General features: G+C 63.2%; 16 protein-coding genes. 12 read left to right on the forward strand and 4 right to left on the reverse strand.

What is annotated here, in order from left to right; genetic code table 11:
- Window positions 1-4 precede the first annotated feature (4 nt).
- Window positions 5-757, reverse strand: coding sequence for a TerC family protein (locus AKG11_RS09735; RefSeq protein ID WP_023515732.1), 753 nt, complete (start codon window positions 755-757; stop codon window positions 5-7).
- A 146-nt stretch (window positions 758-903) separates the two neighbouring features.
- A complete protein-coding gene (locus AKG11_RS09740) occupies window positions 904-1,563 on the reverse strand; it encodes a TetR/AcrR family transcriptional regulator (RefSeq protein WP_050743740.1) in 660 nt (219 codons plus the stop codon).
- Between the two features lie 143 nt (window positions 1,564-1,706).
- Here AKG11_RS09740 and AKG11_RS09745 point away from each other — a divergent pair, with 143 nt between their 5' ends.
- The 7 genes from AKG11_RS09745 to AKG11_RS09775 all read left to right on the forward strand — a co-directional run bounded on the left by AKG11_RS09745 (window position 1,707) and on the right by AKG11_RS09775 (window position 11,507).
- Window positions 1,707-2,909: an HlyD family secretion protein gene (locus AKG11_RS09745; RefSeq protein WP_050743820.1), complete on the forward strand. Its 1,203-nt coding sequence runs from the start codon at window positions 1,707-1,709 to the stop codon at window positions 2,907-2,909.
- 26 nt (window positions 2,910-2,935) lie between these two features.
- Complete coding sequence (locus tag AKG11_RS09750) at window positions 2,936-4,528, forward strand: DHA2 family efflux MFS transporter permease subunit (RefSeq protein WP_050743741.1); 1,593 nt, start codon at window positions 2,936-2,938, stop codon at window positions 4,526-4,528.
- 37 nt (window positions 4,529-4,565) lie between these two features.
- On the forward strand, window positions 4,566-5,705 hold the full coding sequence (locus AKG11_RS09755) for a metallophosphoesterase (protein WP_082342392.1): 1,140 nt from the start codon (window positions 4,566-4,568) through the stop codon (window positions 5,703-5,705).
- Between the two features lie 89 nt (window positions 5,706-5,794).
- On the forward strand, window positions 5,795-6,844 hold the full coding sequence (locus AKG11_RS09760; protein ID WP_050743743.1) for a LacI family DNA-binding transcriptional regulator: 1,050 nt from the start codon (window positions 5,795-5,797) through the stop codon (window positions 6,842-6,844).
- Window positions 6,845-6,854: 10 nt separating this feature from the next.
- Window positions 6,855-8,309 carry a xylulokinase gene (gene xylB, locus AKG11_RS09765; RefSeq protein ID WP_050743744.1) on the forward strand — a complete coding sequence of 485 codons (1,455 nt, stop codon included), beginning with the start codon at window positions 6,855-6,857 and terminating at the stop codon, window positions 8,307-8,309.
- Window positions 8,310-8,336: 27 nt separating this feature from the next.
- Window positions 8,337-9,647 (forward strand): xylose isomerase, encoded by a 1,311-nt coding sequence (gene xylA, locus AKG11_RS09770; RefSeq protein WP_050743745.1) that lies wholly within the window; start codon window positions 8,337-8,339, stop codon window positions 9,645-9,647.
- Window positions 9,648-9,998: 351 nt separating this feature from the next.
- Window positions 9,999-11,507 (forward strand): globin-coupled sensor protein, encoded by a 1,509-nt coding sequence (locus AKG11_RS09775; protein ID WP_050743746.1) that lies wholly within the window; start codon window positions 9,999-10,001, stop codon window positions 11,505-11,507.
- Window positions 11,508-11,543: 36 nt separating this feature from the next.
- On the opposite strand, the gene AKG11_RS09780 is transcribed toward AKG11_RS09775, so the two are convergent.
- Window positions 11,544-12,575 carry a LacI family DNA-binding transcriptional regulator gene (locus AKG11_RS09780; RefSeq protein WP_023517131.1) on the reverse strand — a complete coding sequence of 344 codons (1,032 nt, stop codon included), beginning with the start codon at window positions 12,573-12,575 and terminating at the stop codon, window positions 11,544-11,546.
- A 219-nt stretch (window positions 12,576-12,794) separates the two neighbouring features.
- Between AKG11_RS09780 and AKG11_RS09785 the strand changes: the two genes are divergently transcribed.
- From AKG11_RS09785 to AKG11_RS09805, 5 genes are all read left to right on the forward strand, one after another.
- Window positions 12,795-14,321: a sugar ABC transporter ATP-binding protein gene (locus AKG11_RS09785; RefSeq protein ID WP_023517132.1), complete on the forward strand. Its 1,527-nt coding sequence runs from the start codon at window positions 12,795-12,797 to the stop codon at window positions 14,319-14,321.
- Window positions 14,322-14,366: 45 nt separating this feature from the next.
- Window positions 14,367-15,377, forward strand: a complete 1,011-nt coding sequence (locus AKG11_RS09790; RefSeq protein ID WP_023517133.1) for an ABC transporter permease — start codon at window positions 14,367-14,369, stop codon at window positions 15,375-15,377.
- 93 nt (window positions 15,378-15,470) lie between these two features.
- Window positions 15,471-16,424, forward strand: a complete 954-nt coding sequence (locus AKG11_RS09795) for a substrate-binding domain-containing protein (RefSeq protein ID WP_050743747.1) — start codon at window positions 15,471-15,473, stop codon at window positions 16,422-16,424.
- 230 nt (window positions 16,425-16,654) lie between these two features.
- Window positions 16,655-17,707 carry a sugar phosphate isomerase/epimerase family protein gene (locus AKG11_RS09800; protein ID WP_050743748.1) on the forward strand — a complete coding sequence of 351 codons (1,053 nt, stop codon included), beginning with the start codon at window positions 16,655-16,657 and terminating at the stop codon, window positions 17,705-17,707.
- Window positions 17,708-17,755: 48 nt separating this feature from the next.
- Window positions 17,756-18,940: a Gfo/Idh/MocA family protein gene (locus tag AKG11_RS09805; RefSeq protein ID WP_050743749.1), complete on the forward strand. Its 1,185-nt coding sequence runs from the start codon at window positions 17,756-17,758 to the stop codon at window positions 18,938-18,940.
- A gap of 50 nt (window positions 18,941-18,990) precedes the next feature.
- Here the strand turns inward: AKG11_RS09805 and AKG11_RS09810 are convergent, their stop codons facing one another.
- The gene (locus tag AKG11_RS09810; RefSeq protein ID WP_256364420.1) at window positions 18,991-19,896 is read right to left on the reverse strand and encodes an HD-GYP domain-containing protein; all 906 of its coding nucleotides are present in this window, start codon (window positions 19,894-19,896) and stop codon (window positions 18,991-18,993) included.
- Window positions 19,897-20,068: the final 172 nt, after the last annotated feature.

A 20,068-nucleotide genomic window follows, 5' to 3' on the forward strand; every position in this document is an offset into this window, starting at 1 on the left:
TTTTTCAGTGTTTGACCGAACCCTTGGCTTTCTGCCGCGCGTTGCGGGAGAACATGTTCAGCACCTCGACGAGGGCCGAGAACGCCATGGCGGCGTAGATATAGCCCTTCGGCACATGCAGTCCCATGCCCTCGGCGATCAGCGTGGTGCCGATCATCAGCAGGAAGGCCAGTGCCAGCATGACGATCGTCGGGTTCTTCTCGATGAAGTTGGCGAGCGGGTTTGCCGCCAGCAGCATGACCGCAACGGCGACGAGGACAGCGACCACCATGATCGGCAGGTGCGGCGTCATGCCGACGGCGGTGATGATGCTGTCAACGGAGAAGACGAGGTCGAGCAGCAGGATCTGGCTGATCGCTGCCGCGAAGGTCGTCGATGCCGCGCCGCCCACCATGTCTTCCTTGTGGTCGATGGGATCGACATTGTGGTGGATTTCCTTCGTCGCCTTCCAGACGAGGAAGAGGCCGCCGGCGATCAGGATCATGTCCTTCCAGGAGAAGCCATGGCCGAAGGCCTCGAAGACCGGGGTGGTGAGCTGGACGATCCAGGCGACGGTGCCGAGCAGCGCAAGGCGCATGACGAGCGCGAGGCCGATACCGATGCGGCGGGCGCGTTCGCGATGCTCGGGGGGCAGCTTGTTCGTCAGGATCGAGATGAAGATAAGGTTGTCGATGCCGAGAACGACCTCCATCACGACGAGCGTGACGAGGGCTACCCAGGCGGCCGGGTCTTGCATGAGCGCAAGAATGCTGTCCATCCGGTCTTCCTCTCCAAAAATACGGTTTGAGAATGGACTTCCGTATTTATGCAGAAATTGACCGGTGGCAAGCTGAGCGGCAGCCGTTCAGGCCCTGATCACGATTTCGTCATCTGATGGACGATGGATAGCGGCCGTCCACGTCCTCAGGGCTTTGCGCCATAGGCGGCGAGGAAGACCCGTATTGCCGAAGCGACGTTTTCTTCGATCACGCTCCTTTGCGGCACCTCTTCCATCGCGCCGAAGATGCGGGGCTTGAAAAGGCCGACCGTTGTAAGCTCGATGAACTGCTTGGCCGCATGGGCCGTGTCGTCCGAAATGACGATGCCGGCCGCCACCTGACGGTCGAGATATTCCTGCAGCACCGAGACCGGGTTGATCGGTGTCGCGGAGAAAAAGCGGCTACAGAGCTTCGGCAGGCGATGGTTGGCGGCAATCACCATGCGCATGGCGCGGATCGTCTGGTCCGCCGTCATGTGGGTAGCAAAGAGCAGGCCGAACTCCTTCAGCGTCTCGGCGATCGGCTTTCGGCCGTCGAGCACGTGGCGTACCGTCTCGGTGATCCGCTGGCGCTCACGCTCGATCATCGAGCCGAACAGGTCTTCCTTGTTCTCGAAATAGACGTAGATCGTGCCCTTGGAGACGCCGGCGGCGCGCGTGATATCGTTCATGCTGGCGGCTTCGAAGCCTTGCTCCATGAACACGCGTTTTGCACCGTCGAGGATCTGCTCGCGCTTGGCGGGGTCCTCGCCGGCAATGCGGCGCCCGGTCTGCGGGGCGTCCAGCTTGTCTTCCGTCGTCTGCATCTCCGTTCCCGTGTTCGAGACCTGTGCGATCAATTTCGAACCGTCTGGTTCGATTTGTACTTGATATGCGCGAGAAAGAAGTCTATGTCAAATCGAACCGAACGGTTCAGTTCGAATTTTATCCCAGAGATGGTGGCAAGCCCATGTCGACTTCCCATGGCCCCGGCACGGCGAAGGTTCGCCCGGTCAACGATGATTTCGAGGCCGAGACCGCCGAGGCGCGGCCGGCAAGCACCGCAGAGGTTGCTCCTGCCGCGGTCGTCGCCCAGCCGGAGGCCAGGAAGGGCGGCCGGCGCCTTGCGCTGCCGATCCTTGCGGTCGCCCTCATTGCCGCCGCCGGGTGGTATGGCCATGAATGGTGGACGAACGGCCGATTCATGATCTCGACGGATGACGCCTATATCGAGGGCGACATCGCCTCCATCTCTCCCAAGGTTTCCGGCTATGTGGCCGTGGTCAACGCCGTTGCCAACCAGACGGTGAAGGCCGGCGATCCGCTCGTCACGCTCGATGACGGCGACTACCGGCTCGCCCGCGAGCAGGCCGAAGCGCAGATCGCGACGCAGAAGCTTGCGCTCGGCCGCATCGATGCGCAGATCGAGGGTGCCAGGGCGAGCCTTGCCCAGGCGGACGCCCAGAAGACAGCTTATCAGGCTGCCCTCAGCGGAGCTGAAGTTGCGGAAAAACGCGCCAAGGAGCTGAATGCCAAGGCTGTCGGCACCACCGCGTCGCTCGACAGCGCCACCGTGGCGCTGGACCAGGCCAAGGCAAATCTCGTCGGCGCGGACGCCAATATCGTCGCCGCCAAGGCGGCGATCACCGTGCTGGAAGCGCAGCGTGCGGAGGCCGAAAGCCAGATTCGCACGCTTGAGCTTGCCCGCGACAAGGCCGAACGCGACCTTGGCTTCACCGTGCTGAAGGCGCCCTATGACGGTGTCGTCGGCAATATCTCGGTGCAGGTCGGCGACCTCGTCTCTGCCGGCCAGCGTCTTGCCGCGCTCGTGCCGGTGAAGGACCTCTATGTCGAGGCGAATTTCAAGGAAACGCAGATCGCCCATCTCGTGCCGGGCTCGAAGGTGCACCTTCATGTCGACGCCTACGAGGACGACGACATCCTCGGCACGGTCGATTCGATCGCGCCGGCCTCCGGCTCGGTCTTCTCGCTGCTGCCGGCGGAAAATGCCACGGGCAACTTCACCAAGGTCACGCAGCGCGTGCCGGTCCGTATCGCCATCCCCCGGGAGGCGCTGGACACCGGAAAGCTGCGCGCCGGCCTCAGCGTCGTCGTCGATGTCGACAGCCGCACGGCGCCGGACGGTACGGCGGTCGCCGCCAAGGCCGAGTAGAGACCTCCAGCAAGGGAGCGCGGGCGATGGCCGCGACCGCTCAACCGGCATCAGGCGCCCTGACGGCGGCGCCTGCGCAGGCCGACAAGGTTCCCGTCCGCCGCGTCGTCGCGTTCTTCGCGATGGTCTTCGGCATGTTCATGTCGATCCTCGACATCCAGATCGTCTCTGCCTCGCTCTCGGAAATCCAGGCCGGCCTCGGCGCCGGTGCTGACGAGATCGCCTGGGTGCAGACCTCCTATCTCATCGCCGAAGTCATCATGATCCCGCTGTCGGGCACGCTGGCGCGCATCGTCTCGACGCGGGTGCTCTTCGCCTTCTCGGCCGCCGGCTTCACCGTGGCGAGCGCGCTCGCCGCGACGGCGACGAACATCGACCAGATGATCGTCTACCGCGCCATTCAGGGCTTCATCGGCGGCGGCATGATCCCCTCGGTCTTCGCGGCCGCCTTCACCATCTTCCCACCCTCCAAGCGCAACATCGTCTCGCCGATGATCGGCCTCGTTGCAACGCTCGCGCCCACCATCGGGCCGACGGTCGGCGGGTATCTCAGCCATGCCTTCTCCTGGCACTGGCTGTTCCTCGTCAACATCATCCCCGGCATCATCGTCACGGTTCTCACCTGGAACCTCATCGATTTCGACAAGCCGGAATTCAGCCTGATGAAGCGCTTCGACTGGTGGGGTCTCATCTCCATGGCAGTGTTCCTCGGTTCGCTCGAATACGTGCTGGAAGAGGGCAACAATAAGGACTGGTTCAGCGACGGGCATATCGTCCTTGGTAGTGTCGCGGTGGTCATCGGCGGGGTCGTGTTCTTTTGGCGGGCCTTCAAGGTGCCGTTTCCGGTGGTGGATCTGCGCGCGTTCTCCAACCGCAATTTTGCCTTCGGCTCGATCTTCTCCTTCGTCATGGGCGTCGGCCTCTACGGGCTGACCTATCTCTATCCGCTCTATCTGGCGCGCATCCGCGGCTACGATTCGCTGATGATCGGCGAGACCATGTTCGTCTCCGGTCTTGCCATGTTCTGTACGGCACCGATCGCCGGTATGATGTCGTCGCGGCTCGATCCGCGTGTCATGATGATGATGGGTTTTGGCGGTTTTGCGCTCGGCACCTGGTCGATGACGCAGATGACGGCCGATTGGGATTTCTACGAGCTGCTCGCGCCGCAGATCCTGCGCGGCGTCTCGCTGATGATCTGCATGGTGCCGATCAACAACGTGGCGCTCGGCACGCTGTCGCCCGACCGCATCCGCAACGCCTCGGGCCTTTTCAACCTGACGCGCAACCTCGGCGGTGCCGTGGGGCTCGCTGTCATCAACACGATCCTTACGCAGCGCTCGCAGGAGCACTATCTGCGCCTCTCCGAGCATGTACAGTGGGGCAATCCGGAAGCCGTCGAGCGCATGAACAGCATGGCCGCCAACTACAGCGCGCACGGTCTCGATGGCCCTGCCATCGCCGTCAAGCAGATGGCCGGCATGGTGCAGCAGCAGGCCTATATCCTGTCCTTCATCGATATCTTCGTGCTGCTCACCGGCCTTTTTGGAACGCTCGTCCTCTGCGTGCTGGCGATCCGCAAGCCGCAGGGCGCGGTGCGGGGCGGCGGCGGACACTGAAACTGCCCCTTGCCGTGGCCGGGATCGCTCGGTCACAATGGGGCGGTTCTGTTCCTGCCCGGAGGCCCGCTTGCCATTCGAACCCACGCGTCGCCATCTCCTTGCCACCGCCGGCGGCCTGGGGCTTTCGCTGGCCCTGCCGGCGTTCTCGTCGCGCGCGGCCCGTCCGGCGGCGGATGCGACCTTCCTCTTCTCCTGCGACGTGCATGCCTGTCTCGTCTCGGCAGACGGGCTCAGCCCCAACTGCGCGGACGAAGGCAAGACCGATGCGGCGCTGCTGCGGCATGTCGCGGCGGTAAACGCCATCGGCGGCCTTGCCTGGCCCGCGGAGATCGACGGCAGGCCGTCCGGCCTCTCCGGCGCCGGCACGGCCATCGCAACGCCGCTCGGCCTCGTGCTCGGCGGCGATATGACGGACGATGGCGGCGGACAGATGAAGGTGCCGGGCGAAGGGCGGCAGCTCCAGCAGTTTGCCAGTCGTTATCAGCAGGGCACCGGGCCGGATCGCGTGCACTACCCGGTCTATAACGGCCTCGGCAACCACGATCTCGACCAGGACGGTGTGCCGCCGCATCCCGACTGGTACCGTCGTGAACTGCGCGACTATGTCGAGCTGAACCACCGTTCCACCGTCTTTTACAAGGCACCCGTGCCGGTAACGAACTACGACATCGACTCGGACAATTTCTCCTGGGACTGGGGCGGATTGCATCTGGTTCAGTTGCAGCGCTTTGGCGGCGACGACACGAAGGGTGCCATCAGCGGCCTGCCCTGGTTGAAGCAGGATCTCGCCACGTATGCGGCTGACGGGCGACCGGTCGTGCTGTTCCAGCACTATGGCTGGGACCGCTTTTCCACCGAGCACTGGGACCCCGCGGCAAAGACCTTCGATCCGCAGGGGGGCGGCCCTGCGCACTGGTGGACGGACGAAGAGCGCGCCGGCCTGCTTTCGACACTCAAGGGATACAACGTCGTGGGCATCTTCCATGGCCACGAGCATCCGACGCCGATGATCTACAATCGAGAGGGCTATGACATCTTCAAGCCCGTGGCGGCCTTCATGGGCGGTTTTGCGTTGGTGCGCGTCACCGACGCCTTCATGGATGTGGCGCTCGCCCGTGCTGGTGATACTCCCTCCACTCCTGTCTTTACGTACGCCTTCAGCAAGCGCTTCTAGGCCTTGAAAATCCCCTGGAAGGTATCGTTGGAAAATTTCTGATTTACGTACATCAGAAATTCCTCTATGGGTCTCGGCACGGAGGAGAGATGAGACCCACGGTTCACGATATTGCCGACAGGGCGGGCGTCAGCCTTGCGACCGTCGACCGCGTGCTGAACGACCGCCCGGGCGTTCGCGGCGTGACCCGCGCCAAGGTCGAGGCGGCGATTGCCGCGCTCGGCTATGTGCGCGATGTAGCGGCGGCGAACCTTGCCAAGAGCCGCGTCTACCCCCTCGTCTTCATCCTGCCGGCGGGCGACAATCCCTTCATGCGTGGGCTCGAGGCGGAAGTGCGCCGCGCCGGCCTGCATTCGGCAAGCGAGCGTACCCAGTTGTCGGTCGTCACCGTTCCCGCCTTCGATGCCGGTGCGCTGGCGGCCGCGATCGATGGTGCCATTGCAGAAAAGGTCGCCGGCATCGCAGCCGTTGCGGTGGATGCGCCGGAGGTTTCCGAGGTCATCGGCCGGGCGCACGCGGCCGGCATTCCCTTTGTCACGCTGGTCTCCGATCTTGCCGCTTCCGGCCGCGACCATTTCGTCGGCGTCGACAACGTCGCTGCGGGCCGCACGGCCGGCAGCTTGATGGGGCGTTTCCTCGGGAGCCGGCTTGGCCCCGTCGCGGTTCTCGCCGGCTCGATGCGTGTGCGGGACCACCGCGAGCGTCTGGAAGGGTTTCGCGCGGCGATGGCGGATATGCCTGTCGCCCGCACGATCCTGCCGGTGCTGGAGGGGCAGGACGATCCTGGGCGTTCCCTCGCGCTGATTTCCGAATGCCTCGCTTCTGTTCCCGACCTTGCCGGCATCTACAGCCTCGGCGCCGGCAACCAGGGGCTTGTTGCTGCGCTTGCCGCCGGTCGGGCTACGGATATCTGCGTGATCGCCCATGAACTGACGGCCCATACCCGGGCCGCGCTCGAAACCGGCACCATCGATGCCGTGCTCAACCAGGATGCCGGCCACGAGGTACGCAGCGCCATCCGCGTGCTTCGGGCCAAGGCGGATGGCTTGCCCGTCATCGCGGCGCAGGAGCGCATCCGCCTCGACATCTTCATCAAGGACAACCTCCCGGCCGGCCCGGACGAGGATGACGGCAACTAGGGAGAACGCCATGTATCTCGGGATCGACCTCGGCACGTCGAGCGTCAAGGCCATGCTGATCGACGCGGAGCAGACGGTTGTCGGCTCGGCTTCCAGCAAGGAGGTGAAGACCGCGCGGCCCCAGGCCGGCTGGTCAGAGCAGGACCCGGCGGACTGGATCCGTGCGACGGAGGAGGCGATCGCCGGCCTCCGCGCCGCCCACCCCGCGGCGTTTGCCGTGGTGCGCGGCATCGGTCTTTCCGGCCACATGCACGGTGCGACCTTGCTCGATGCCGAGGACAAGGTGCTTCGCCCCTGCATCATGTGGAACGATACGCGCAGTCATCGCGAGGCGGCCGCGCTCGATGCCGATCCGCGTTTCCGCAGGATCACCGGCAACATCGTCTTTCCGGGCTTCACCGCGCCGAAGCTCGCCTGGGTGAAGAACAACGAGCCCGATGTCTTTGCGAAGATCCGCTGGGTTCTGCTGCCGAAGGATTTCTTGCGTGTCTGGCTCACCGGCGAGCACATGTCGGAGATGTCGGATTCGGCCGGTACCTCCTGGCTCGATACGGGCGGGCGCAAATGGTCCGGCGAGCTTCTGGCGGCGACCGGGCTTGAAGAACGCCACATGCCGGCGCTGGTGGAAGGCACGGATGTTGCAGGCATCCTGCGCCCGGAACTTGCCGCGCGATGGGGTCTTGATACCGGTGTCGTCGTTGCCGGTGGGGCCGGGGACAATGCGGCCTCGGCCTGCGGCATGGGCACGGTGCGCGAAGGGGCGGCGTTCGTCTCGCTTGGAACGTCCGGCGTGCTCTTTGCCGCCAATGCCAGCTACCTGCCGAACCCGGAAAGCGCGGTGCACGCCTTCTGCCATGCGCTGCCCGGAACCTGGCACCAGATGGGCGTCATCCTCTCGGCCACCGATGCGTTGAACTGGCATTCGCGCGTCACCAGCGCCTCTGCCGCCGATTTGACGGAAGAACTCGGTGATATGCTGAAGGCGCCGTCCGGCGTCACCTTCCTGCCCTATCTCTCGGGCGAGCGCACACCGCACAACGACGCGGCGATCCGTGGCGCCTTCCTCGGCCTCGGCCATGAAAGCGGCCGGGCGGTGCTGACGCAGGCCGTGCTCGAAGGGGTATCCTTCGCCATTCGCGACAGTCTGGAGGCGCTGAAATCCGCCGGTACGGCGCTTACCCGCGTCACTGCGATCGGCGGCGGCTCGCGCTCGCGCTATTGGCTGAAATCGATTGCGACGGCGCTGAACCTGCCGGTTGACCTGCCGGCGGACGGTGATTTCGGTGCCGCTTTCGGCGCCGCCCGCCTCGGCCTCGTCGCGGCAACCGGTGCGGATCCCGTTGCGGTCTGCAGCGCGCCGGCCACGGCCGAGACGATCGAACCCGAGGCGGCTCTGACGGCCGCCTATGAGGATGCCTACCAGCGCTATCGCCGCCTCTATCCGGCGGTGCGCGCCGCCTACTGACCAGAAAACACACCAGAGGAGATCCCCATGGCCACCGGCTTCTTCGGCGATATCGCCAAGATCAGATATGAAGGCCCCGAAAGCACCAACCCGCTCGCCTTCCGTCACTACAATCCCGACGAGATCGTGCTCGGCAAGCGTATGGAGGAGCATCTGCGCTTTGCCGTCGCCTATTGGCACACCTTCGTATGGCCGGGCGGCGACCCCTTCGGCGGGCAGACCTTCGAACGTCCGTGGTTCGAGGATTCCATGCAGGCGGCAAAGCTGAAGGCCGATGTCGCCTTCGAATTCTTCCAGCTGCTCGGCGTGCCTTTCTACTGCTTCCACGATGCCGACGTGCGGCCGGAAGGCCGGGACTTCGTCGAGAACACGAAGAACCTCAACGAGATCGTCGATTACTTCGCGAAGAAGCAGGCGGAGACGGGCGTCAAGCTCCTGTGGGGAACGGCGAACCTCTTCTCCAACCGCCGCTATATGGGTGGCGCCGCGACCAATCCGGATCCGGACGTCTTTGCCTTTGCTGCCGCCACGGTGAAGACCTGCATCGACGCCACGCACCGCCTTGGCGGCGACAACTATGTGCTTTGGGGTGGCCGGGAGGGCTATGAGACCCTGCTCAACACCAATATCGGCCAGGAGCTCGATCAGCTCGGCCGTTTCGTGAACATGGTCGTCGAGTATAAGCACAAGATCGGCTTCAAGGGGGCAATCCTCATCGAACCGAAGCCGCAGGAGCCGACCAAGCACCAATATGACTTCGACGTTGCGACGGTCTACGGCTTCCTCAAGAAGTACGGCCTGGAGAACGAGGTGAAGGTCAACATCGAACAGGGCCATGCGATCCTCGCCGGCCACTCCTTCGAGCATGAGCTGGCGCTTGCCAATGCGCTCGGCATCTTCGGCTCGATCGACATGAACCGCAACGATTACCAGTCCGGCTGGGACACCGATCAGTTCCCCAACAACGTGCCGGAAATGGCGCTTGCCTTCTACCAAGTGCTTTCGGGCGGCGGCTTCACCACTGGCGGTACGAACTTCGACGCCAAGCTGCGTCGCCAGTCGATCGACCCGGCGGATCTCCTGATCGGCCATATCGGCGGCATGGATTGCTGCGCACGCGGCGTGAAGGCGGCTGCCCGGATGATCGAGGACAGGGCGCTGTCCGGCCCGCTTGCCGAGCGTTATGCCGGCTGGCAGACGCCGGAAGCGCAGAAGGTGCTGTCGGGTGGCTCGTCGCTGGACGCGCTAGAGGCCTATGTGCTTGCTGGCAACATCAATCCGCAGCCGCGCTCCGGCAAGCAGGAGCTGCTGGAAAACGTGGTCAACCGCTACGTCTGAGCCGGTTGAAGGGCGCAAACCAGGATATCGGAAAGGGCGCCGTTGTGGCGCCCTTTTTGGTTGTGGACAGGATTTAGTGTAGTGCCTTACGTAGGGTGAGTTATATTTCACGTAACGTGAGTTTTTATTCAAAATGTCCGGATATAATAGATATGGTTCATAACATTCAGCCCGAAATTCCGTTTTTACCGTCATGGGCTTTTCTTTTGTCAACTCCCGGCAAGTAATGGTCTTCTATTTATAGTTGTTTATTTACCATCCTTCGCGGAGAATCGTGGGTGACCGGAAGCTAGGCGCCTGATTCGGGGGCTGAGCATCAGTCAACACTCCAACCGCACGAGGATGTTTCGGATGTCAGCGCAGGATGCCAAGACCCAGCAATTGAATGAGCGCCTCTCCTTCGTCGAACTCGACGGCGGTCAGCGCGATGCCTTGAAGCGCGCCCTGCCGACGATCTCTGCGTCGCTCGATGGTGCGCTGGACATCTTCTACCGCAAGGCGCGGGCGACACCCGAAACAGCGCGGTTCTTCTCCAGCGAAGCCCATATCCAGAGTGCCAAGGGCCGGCAGGTCAGGCATTGGGAACTGATCGGTTCGGCGCGCTTCGACACGCAATATGTCGACGCCGTCACCACCATTGGCAAGACGCATGCCCGCCTCGGCCTGGAGCCGCGCTGGTACATCGGTGGCTACGCGCTGATCCTCGAGGCGATTGTCGAAAGCGTCATTGCAAAGCACCTTGAAGGGTTCATCTATCGCAAGAAGGCGGCCGCGCTTGGCGAGGAGATTTCAGCCATCGTCAAGGCCGCGCTTGTCGACATGGACTACGCGATCTCCGTTTATCTGGAAGCGCTGCAGGAGGAGCGCGAGAAGGCGGAGGCCGAACGGAAGGTCCTGAATGCCGAGCAGGAGGAGGCGCTGGCGGCGCTGGATACCTCGTTGACGCGTCTTGCTGGCGGCGATCTCACGGCGTCCATCGGCAAGCCGCTCGCGCCGCAATTCGAGCGCCTGCGCTCCAATTTCAATGCGGCGATCGAGAAGCTGGACGATACGCTCGGCGCCATCGTCACGGCCGCGGACGATGCTGCCGGCAATTCCGGCGAGCTGGTGAATGCCACGGATGACATGGCCAAGCGCACCGAGCAGCAGGCTGCTTCTCTCGAAGAGACTGCCGCCGCCGTGGAGGAAATCACCACCATTTCCCGCGAATCGGCGCAGCGCGCGGAAGAGGCCCGCCGTGTCGTCGGCAGTGCCACGGACGAGGCGCAACGCTCCGGCAAGATTGTCGAACAGGCGGTTTCCGCGATGAGCGCCATCCAGGAGTCCTCCGGAAAGATCACGCAGATCATCAGCGTCATCGACCAGATTTCATTCCAGACCAACCTTCTGGCGCTCAATGCCGGTGTCGAGGCGGCACGGGCGGGCGAAGCGGGCAAGGGTTTTGCCGTCGTCGCGCAGGAGGTGCGCGAGCTTGCGCAGAAATCCGCGGATGCTGCCAGGGAGATCAAGGTGCTGATCGACAAATCCTTCGAGGATGTGCAGCTCGGCGTATCGCTGGTCAACAAGACAGGCGAGGCGCTGCATCACATCGGCGAGCAGGTCGTTCACATCAACACGCATATCGACGCCATCGCCAGCTCCGCTCGCGAGCAGTCGGCGGGGATTTCCGAGATCAACACGGCGGTCGGCAGCATGGACCAGATGACCCAGCAGAATGCCGCGATGGTCGAGGAGACCAATGCCGCGACGCACAACCTGATGCAGATCAGCACGACGCTGAAGGGCCTGGTCGACCGCTTCACGGTTTCGGCCGAACGCAGCCAGAGGCCGGCACGACCGGCGCAGCGCCGCTACGGGTAAGGGGAGGCGCGCCACGTCCGGGTCGCGTGCTGCCGTCTATCGTTTTTGAAGCCGCCGCGATGGTGCGGAGACCGAATTGCGCACGATCAGATCCGGCCGGAGCAGGATTTCCGTTTCGGCCGGCTCGCTGTTGGAGAGAAGCTCGAACAGCAGCGCCATGGCGCTCTTGCCGATGGCGGTGCGCGGCTGGCGGATCGTGGTGAGGGCAGGGGTCATGAAGCTTGCCTGCGGCACGTCGTCGAAGCCGGTGACGGAAAAATCGTTCGGAATGTCGTAGCCGCGGGCACCGAGGCCGATCATTACGCCGATCGCCGTCTGGTCGTTCACGCACATGAAGGCGCTCGGTAGCGTATCGCGCATGAAGAGCTGTTCGAGCGCGAGGCGCCCGCTCTCGATCGTGCCGTCGCCCTCCAGGATGATACGCTCACCCACCGGCACGCCGGCGGCGTCGAGCCCGGCATCGTAGCCCTGGCGCCGGCGACTATAGGCGAGGCGGGTGCGCGAATCGCCGATGAAGGCGATCTTGCGATGCCCTTCGGCGATGAGGAGATCGACCGCCTTGCGCGCACCCTCGATGTCGTCGACGCCGACATAGGGGATGCCGCCATTGTAGACCGGTTCGAAGACCCCGACGCTGGGCGGCAGGCGGGCCGTCATGGACTGGTGGCCGAAGGGCAGGATGCCGGTGAAGAGGATCAGCCCCGCCGCCTGGTTGGAGTTCAGGAATTTCAGATATTCCAGGCCGCGTTGCGGATCGTTCTGCGTATGGCCGATCAGGATGCCGTAGCCGTGCGCGCGCGCCTCGTTTTCCAGGCCCACGAGGATGTTGGAGAAGTTTGGGTCGCCGATATCGGGCGCCACGACGAGGATCATGTTCGACCGGCCGAGGCGCAGGCTCCGTGCCATCGCATTGGTCGTATAGCCGGTGATGGCGATCGCCTGGTTGACCTTCAGCCGGGTCGAATTCGCCACCTTTTCCGGCGTGTGGATTGCCCGCGATACGGTCGCGATCGAGACCTGCGCGATGCGCGCGACATCCTCGATCGTGGCAGGGCTGGACGTCGACAAACTGGCTCTCACTCGGCACGGGCAATTCCGATAGGGGTGCGAAGCGATGCATCCGGAACTGCATTAACAAACGAAGTGCGGGGACACTACACAGACTGGACTGAGGGTCAAACGGCGCTTGGCGAAAATTCCTGATATCCAATGATGTAAACCTTTACATTGGGAGTGTAAAGGTTTACATCACATCTCAAGCGGTCGAGGAGCCGCAGGGAGGAAATCATGAATCCGGACGCTGCCGACGGGGCTCCCGTCGTTCTCGCTGCGCGCCGCATCGCCAAGTCTTTCAATGGCGTGCAGGTGCTTTTCAGCGTCAATTTCGAGCTGCGCGCCGGCGAGATTCATGCGCTGATGGGCGAGAACGGTGCCGGAAAGTCGACGCTCGTCAAGATCCTCTCCGGCTTCGAGCAGCCGACCTCGGGCGAGATCCTGCTCGATGGCCAGCCGGTCAAGCTGCCGCCGAACGGCCAGGCCGAACAGCTCGGCATCGTCATCATCCACCAGGAATTCAACCTCGCCGAACATCTGACCGTCACCGAAAGCCTGTTCCTCGGCCGGGAGGTGACGCGCTATGGCGTGCTGGACCGGAAATTCATGCGCGCCGAAACGCGCCGCGTGCTCGACCAGCTCGGGTCCCATGTCGATGAAACCGCGCTGATCAGCTCGCTCTCGATCGCCGACAAGCAGATGGTGGAGATCGCCAAGGCCATCAGTCGCGACGCGCGCATCATCTTCATGGACGAGCCGACCGCCGTCCTGTCGCGCGAGGAGACGAACTATCTCTTCCGCCAGGTGCGCAAGCTGCGGGAAAAGGGAACCTCCTTCGTCTTCGTCTCGCACAAGCTGGACGAGGTGATGGAACTCACGGACCGGGTCACGGTGCTGCGCGACGGCCAATGGGTGAAGACCGCGCCGACCAGCATTCTCGATGGCGAGTCCATCGCGCAGCTGATGGTCGGCCGTGAGCTTTCAAGTCTCTATCCCTCCAAGCAGGAGCCGAGCGTCGATGAAGAGGTGACGCTTTCGGTGGCGGGACTTTCGACCCACTACGTCAAGGATGCGAGCTTCGAGGTCCGCAAAGGGGAAATCCTCGGCTTTTCCGGCTTGATCGGCTCCGGCCGTTCGGAGCTGATGGAAGCGGTGGCCGGACTTCGCCCGCGCCTTGCCGGCGAGGTTTTGGTGCGGGGCGAGAACGTGCCCGGCGGCGATGTGCATGCCGCCAATCGCGTCGGCATCGCCTATATGACGAAGGACCGCAAGCAAAAGGGGCTTCTCCTGAACTCCCGCATGACGGCGAACCTCACGCTGCAATCGCTGGGGAAGCATGGCAAGTACGGCTATCTCAGCCCGAAGAGCGAAGCCGAGGCGCTGGAACGGGCGCGCCGCCGGTTCGATATCCGTGTGCGTGACGGGCGCGTCGTTGCCGGCCGCATGTCGGGCGGCAACCAGCAGAAGCTGCTGCTTGCCAAGGTCATGGAGACCGAACCCGACGTCATCATCATCGACGAGCCGACGCGTGGCATCGATGTCGGCACCAAGCAGCAGATCTACCATTTCATCTCCGCGCTCGCCCGCGACGGCAAGTCGATCATCGTCGTCTCCTCCGAGATGCCGGAGATCATCGGCCTGTGCACTCGCGTCGCCGTGATGCGGGAAGGACGGATCGTCGGCATTCTCGAAGGCGAGGAGATCTCGGAACAGGAGATCATGCGCTATTCGGCAGGGTTGAAGAAGAAGACCGCTGCCTGAGCCTTGCGCCGGCGGCATCACACAGAATCAGGTTTGGGGACGAACATGACGGCAAGCGAAGACGCGGTCGAAACGAAGGGCAAGGGCCGCAGCTGGCGGGATGTCGATCTGAGAGCCGTCGCGCCCTTCGCGGCACTGGCCCTGCTGCTCGTCGTCGGCGCGTTGGTGAACCCCAACTTCATTGGCTTCACCAACCTGGCAAACGTGGCGACGCGTAGCGCCTTCATCGCGATCATTGCGGTCGGCGCCACCTTCGTCATTTCGTCCGGCGACCTCGATCTCTCGGTCGGCGCCATGGTCGCCTTCGTCGCCAGTCTCATGATCCTCTTCATGAATTCCGGTGCGATCGCCGATCCCTCGCTGATGCTGACTGCCGCCATGGTCCTCACGGTCGTCATCGGCGCGGGCTGTGGCCTTTTGAACGGCCTCATCACCACCGTCGGCAAGATCGAGCCGTTCATCGCGACGCTCGGCACGATGGGCATCTATCGCGGCCTGACGACCTGGCTGTCGCAGGGCGGTGCGATCACGCTGCGCGAGCCCGAATTGCAGGCGCTTTATCGCCCGGCCTATTTCGGTTCGATCTTGGGCGTGCCGGTGCCGATCGCCGTCATCTTCGTCGTCACCGCCATTGCCGCCTTCGTCCTCTATCGCATGCGCTATGGCCGGCATGTCGTCGCCGTCGGCTCGAACAGGGATGTCGCGCGCTATTCGGGCATTCCGGTTGACCGCGTGCGTACCATTGCCTTCGTCATCCAGGGCCTGTGCGTCGCCATCGCCGTGCTGCTCTACGTGCCGCGTCTCGGCTCCACCTCGGCGACGACGGGCATCCTCTGGGAATTGCAGGCGATCACCGCTGTCGTTGTCGGCGGCACGGCGCTGAAGGGGGGAGCAGGCCGCGTCTGGGGCACGATCTGCGGCGCCTTCATCCTCGAATTGGTCGGCAACATCATGCTGCTCTCCAACTTCATCAGCGAATATCTGATCGGAGCCATCCAGGGCGCGATCATCATCATTGCGATGCTCGTCCAGCGTTCGCTGGTGCGCAAATCGTGAGACCAGGCAGTTCCAGTCATGGAATTGCGGGGAAGTAGCCGGGTCTACAGGTCGCCCGGCCTCTGAGGAAGACCTGATTTTGGGAGGAAACTCATGCGCAAGAAACTACTGGGCCTGACGGTTGCGGCGCTCGCCGTCTTCACCGGCTTCGCTCATGCACAGGAAGAGAAGAAGGTGACGATCGGCGTCTCGATCCCGGCGGCCAGCCACGGCTGGACGGCAGGCGTGATCTTCCATGCCGAGCGCGTCGCCAAGCTCCTGATGGCGAGCCATCCGGGCCTCAACGTCGTGGTCAAGACGTCGCCCGATCCGGCAAGCCAGGCAAATGCCGTGCAGGATCTCGCAACGCAGGGCATCGATGCGCTCGTCATCCTGCCGACAGATCCGGATCCGCTGGTCAATGCCATCAAGGAAATCAAGGGCAGCGGCACCTTCGTCGCGCTGGTCGATCGTGCGCCGAGCACGAACGACAATTCCGTGCGCGACCTCTATGTCGCCGGCAACAACTTCGCGCTCGGCCAGACGGCCGGCGAATACATCAAGGCCACCACGCCGGAGGCCGAAGTCGTCGTCATCCGCGGTATGCCGATCCCGATCGACCAGGAGCGTCAGGACGGCTTCGACAAGAGTATCGAAGGCTCCGGCGTGAAGGTTCTCGATCGCCAGTACGGCAACTGGAACCGCGATGATGCCTTCAAGGTCATGCAGGACTACCTTACCAAGTACCAGAAGATCGACGTCGTGTGGTGCCAGGACGACGACATGGCCGTCGGCGTCCTGCAGGCCATCGAGCAGGCCGGCCGCACGGATATCCAGTATGTCGTGGCGGGCGCCGGTTCGAAGGACATGATCAAGAAGGTCATGGACGGCGACAAGATGATCCCGGTCGATGTGCTCTATCCGCCGGCAATGGTTGGCACCGCGCTCGAAATGACCGTCGCCAACTTCTACGGCCAGGTTCCGGTCCGCGGCGTCTACACGATCGATGCGACGCTGGTGACGAAGGACAACGCGAAGGACTTCTACTTCCCGGATTCCCCGTTCTGATCTGACAAAGACATGCCGCCCGGGACATGATGGCCCGGGCGGTTGCGCTGCGCTCGCGTCATCCTCGGGTCAGGCCCGGCCATGGCGGAGGAGAAGGGCGCCAGCCTTGCGATTCGGCATTGTCCACCCCGCCAAACGCCGATAGCTTTCCACGCGCTGCGGTACGTACCGCAAAAAAGTATCGTTGGCCGGCCACAGGAAACGGCCCGGTCCATGGGAGGATGCCACAGATGAAGACGATCAAGGGCCCGGCCCTGTTTCTCGCCCAGTTCGCCGGTGACGCCGCGCCGTTCAACTCCTGGGATTCCATCACCAAATGGGCCGCCGATATCGGTTACAAGGGCGTGCAGGTCCCGAGTTGGGACGCTCGCCTGATCGATCTCAGGAAGGCCGCCGAATCCAAGGCCTATTGCGACGACTTCGCCGGCAGGGCGCGTGAGAACGGCGTCGAGGTCACCGAGCTTTCCACCCACCTCCAGGGCCAGCTGGTCGCCGTGCATCCAGCCTATGACGAGGCCTTCGACGGGTTCGCGGTGCCGGAGGTGCGCGGCAATCCGAAGGCGCGGCAGGAATGGGCGGTTGAGCAGGTGAAGATGGCGCTGACGGCTTCGCGGCACCTTGGCCTTGATGCCATGGCCAGCTTTTCCGGCGCGCTCGCGTGGCCCTTCGTCTATCCCTGGCCGCAACGGCCGGCCGGCCTCGTCGAGACGGCCTTCGACGAACTGGCGAAGCGCTGGAAGCCGATTCTCGACCATGCAGAGGAAAATGGCGTCGACGTCTGCTACGAAATCCATCCCGGTGAGGACCTGCATGACGGCATCACCTACGAGATGTTCCTGGAGCGCACCGGCAACCATGCCCGTGCCTGCATGCTCTACGACCCCTCGCACTATGTGCTGCAGTGCCTCGATTATCTCGACAATATCGACATCTACAAGGACCGCATCCGCATGTTCCATGTGAAGGATGCCGAGTTCAACCCGACGGGCCGGCAAGGCGTCTACGGCGGTTACCAGAGCTGGGGGAACCGCGCCGGCCGCTTCCGTTCGCTTGGCGACGGCCAGGTCGATTTCGGTGCCGTCTTCTCCAAGATGGCGGCCAATGATTTCGCCGGCTGGGCGGTGGTGGAATGGGAATGTGCGCTAAAGCACCCGGAGGACGGCGCGCGCGAAGGCGCGGAGTTCGTCAAGGCCCACATCATTCGTGTGACGGAGAAGGCTTTTGATGACTTTGCCGATGCCGGGACGGATCAGGCGGCCAACCGGCGCATGCTGGGGCTTTGATACCGGCGAAGGGCTCATTCCGCGCTTGAACTTTTAGGAGGAACATTCATGGCAATCGAAGGAAGCGCCAGCGAGGCGCGGGAGGGCCGCATCCGGCTCGGCATGGTCGGCGGCGGTTCGGGCGCGTTTATCGGGGCGGTGCACCGCATCGCGGCGCGTCTCGATGATCAATACGAACTTGTCGCCGGTGCGCTGTCGTCTTCGCCGGAAAAGGCGGAACAGTCGGCCCGCGAACTGGGGCTCGACCCCTCCCGCAGCTATGGCAGCTTCAAGGAAATGGCGATCCGCGAGGCGAAGCTGAAGAACGGCATCGAGGCTGTGGCGATTGTCACGCCGAACCATGTGCATTACGAGGCGGCGAGGGAGTTTCTGAAGCGGGGCATCCATGTCATCTGCGACAAGCCGCTGACTTCCACCCTCTCGGATGCTCGCAAGCTGAAGAAGCTGACGGAGGAGAGCGACGCACTCTTCGTGCTGACGCACAACTACACCGGCTATCCGATGGTTCGCCAGGCGCGGGAAATGGTGGCCAATGGTGATCTCGGCGCGATCCGGCTTGTGCAGATGGAATATCCGCAGGACTGGCTGACCGAGGACATCGAAAGCGGCGGCCAGAAACAGGCGGCCTGGCGCACCGATCCGTCGAAATCTGGTGCCGGTGGTTCGACAGGGGATATCGGAACGCATGCCTACAATCTCGGGTGCTTCGTCTCCGGGTTGGAGCTTGCCGAACTTGCCGCCGATCTCGACAGTTTCGTGCCGGGCCGCCGTCTCGACGACAATGCCCATGTGATGATGCGCTTCAAGGAAAAGAACGGCGTCGCCGCCAAGGGTATGCTCTGGTGCAGCCAGGTGGCCCCGGGCCATGAGAACGGCCTGAAGGTGCGGGTCTATGGCACCAAGGGTGGTCTCGAATGGGTGCAGGCCGATCCGAACTACCTCTGGTACACGCCCTTCGGCGAGCCGAAACGCCTGATCACCCGGGGCGGTGCCGGTTCCGGCGCCGCGGCCGCCCGCGTCAGCCGCGTGCCGGCTGGCCATCCGGAAGGTTATCTCGAAGGATTCGCCAACATCTATTCCGAAGCGGCCCGGGCCATTCACGCCAAGCGCAAGGGCGCGCCGGTCGATCCCGCCGTCACCTATCCGACGGTGGATGACGGCCTCAAGGGCATGCTTTTCGTTGATGCCTGCGTGCAGTCTTCGAAGAAGAACGGAGCCTGGGTCAAGGTCTGAGGTTTTTTGATCGCCGGTCGCCGCCTCCAGGGGTGGCGGCCGGGTACCTTTCAGGCAAAAATGCTGCCGAGGCGGATCACCAGTTTCTTGTCGAACAGGTGGCCTCGGTCGAACATCCAGTTCAGGGCGTCCCGTGTGGTCCACGGCCGCTTGTAGGGACGGGTGCTCGTCAGGGCCTCGAAGACGTCGCAGATGGTGGCGATCCGGATTTCCTGGCTCAGCTTGTCGGCCTTGAGACCGAGCGGGTAGCCGCTGCCATCCAGGGTTTCGTGATGGTATCGGCAGATGTCGAGCACCAGATCGGAAACGTTGGCCTGCTCCTTCAGCAGGCGATATCCGAGTTCGGGATGGCCGCGCACCAGGCGTTTTTCGTCGCTGTCCAGCCGGCCGCTCTTGTTGAGAACGGCATTCGGGATCATCAGCTTGCCGACATCGTGCAGCAAGCCTGCAACGCCGAGCTCGCGCACGGCGCTGTCGTCATGGCCGAGCAGGCGGGCAAGGCGCATCATCAGCGCACTGACAGCCAGCGAATGCACGTAGGTGCCCTCGTCCTTCGTCTTCAGGCGCGTGACCTTCAGGAAGACATCGGGGTCGGCGTCGATACGGTCGGAAATCTCGTCGGCGACCGGGGATAGCGCGTCGATTTCCAGCTGGCCGGTTCTCGCTGCGTCGAAGCTGGTGCGCAGGGATCGGGCCGATTCTGCCACTGTCTCCAGCGTGCGCTTGCGCTCTTCGGCGGCTTGCGTTGCAGGGGCGGGGCCGGTGGCGAGGTCTATGTCCACCGTGCTTTTTTGTGGATTGATCAGGGCATAGGCGGCGGAAGTCGCCAGGATCGCCCGTACGGTTTCGTCGGACTGGACAAGGAAGCGACGCCCTGAAAATTCGGCGTTCGGGCATTCCAGCGATTCTACGAACATGCCCTTCCGCACGAGATGCTTCGCAATTCGTCGTACCACGCCAGTGTCTCCGTCCCAGCTATTGGTAGTTTAAGGGACAAGTTCCTAACCTTTGTTTAAGCAATCCCTGTTTGACGAGTCTTGCGACCCTTTGCTGCAAGTTACAAAATTCGGCTGAATGCGAAAGGTATTGATTTTTGCGGCCAGGACTCTTACTGCAACGTTGCAGTTT

The organism is Shinella sp. SUS2, from assembly GCF_001262505.1.
In the GTDB taxonomy this organism is placed as follows: domain Bacteria; phylum Pseudomonadota; class Alphaproteobacteria; order Rhizobiales; family Rhizobiaceae; genus Shinella.

Excerpts from the sequence above, each read along its gene's own strand:
- AKG11_RS09805 (WP_050743749.1), top strand. The coding sequence starts at position 17,756 with ATGGCAATCGAAGGAAGCGCCAGCGAGGCGCGGGAGGGCCGCATCCGG.
- AKG11_RS09785 (WP_023517132.1), top strand. The coding sequence starts at position 12,795 with ATGAATCCGGACGCTGCCGACGGGGCTCCCGTCGTTCTCGCTGCGCGC.
- AKG11_RS09790 (WP_023517133.1), top strand. The coding sequence starts at position 14,367 with ATGACGGCAAGCGAAGACGCGGTCGAAACGAAGGGCAAGGGCCGCAGC.
- AKG11_RS09755 (WP_082342392.1), top strand. The coding sequence starts at position 4,566 with ATGGGGCGGTTCTGTTCCTGCCCGGAGGCCCGCTTGCCATTCGAACCC.
- AKG11_RS09775 (WP_050743746.1), top strand. The coding sequence starts at position 9,999 with ATGTCAGCGCAGGATGCCAAGACCCAGCAATTGAATGAGCGCCTCTCC.
- AKG11_RS09745 (WP_050743820.1), top strand. The coding sequence starts at position 1,707 with ATGTCGACTTCCCATGGCCCCGGCACGGCGAAGGTTCGCCCGGTCAAC.
- xylA (WP_050743745.1), top strand. The coding sequence starts at position 8,337 with ATGGCCACCGGCTTCTTCGGCGATATCGCCAAGATCAGATATGAAGGC.
- AKG11_RS09800 (WP_050743748.1), top strand. The coding sequence starts at position 16,655 with ATGAAGACGATCAAGGGCCCGGCCCTGTTTCTCGCCCAGTTCGCCGGT.
- AKG11_RS09735 (WP_023515732.1), bottom strand. The coding sequence starts at position 757 with ATGGACAGCATTCTTGCGCTCATGCAAGACCCGGCCGCCTGGGTAGCC.
- AKG11_RS09750 (WP_050743741.1), top strand. The coding sequence starts at position 2,936 with ATGGCCGCGACCGCTCAACCGGCATCAGGCGCCCTGACGGCGGCGCCT.
- AKG11_RS09795 (WP_050743747.1), top strand. The coding sequence starts at position 15,471 with ATGCGCAAGAAACTACTGGGCCTGACGGTTGCGGCGCTCGCCGTCTTC.
- AKG11_RS09740 (WP_050743740.1), bottom strand. The coding sequence starts at position 1,563 with ATGCAGACGACGGAAGACAAGCTGGACGCCCCGCAGACCGGGCGCCGC.
- AKG11_RS09760 (WP_050743743.1), top strand. The coding sequence starts at position 5,795 with ATGAGACCCACGGTTCACGATATTGCCGACAGGGCGGGCGTCAGCCTT.
- xylB (WP_050743744.1), top strand. The coding sequence starts at position 6,855 with ATGTATCTCGGGATCGACCTCGGCACGTCGAGCGTCAAGGCCATGCTG.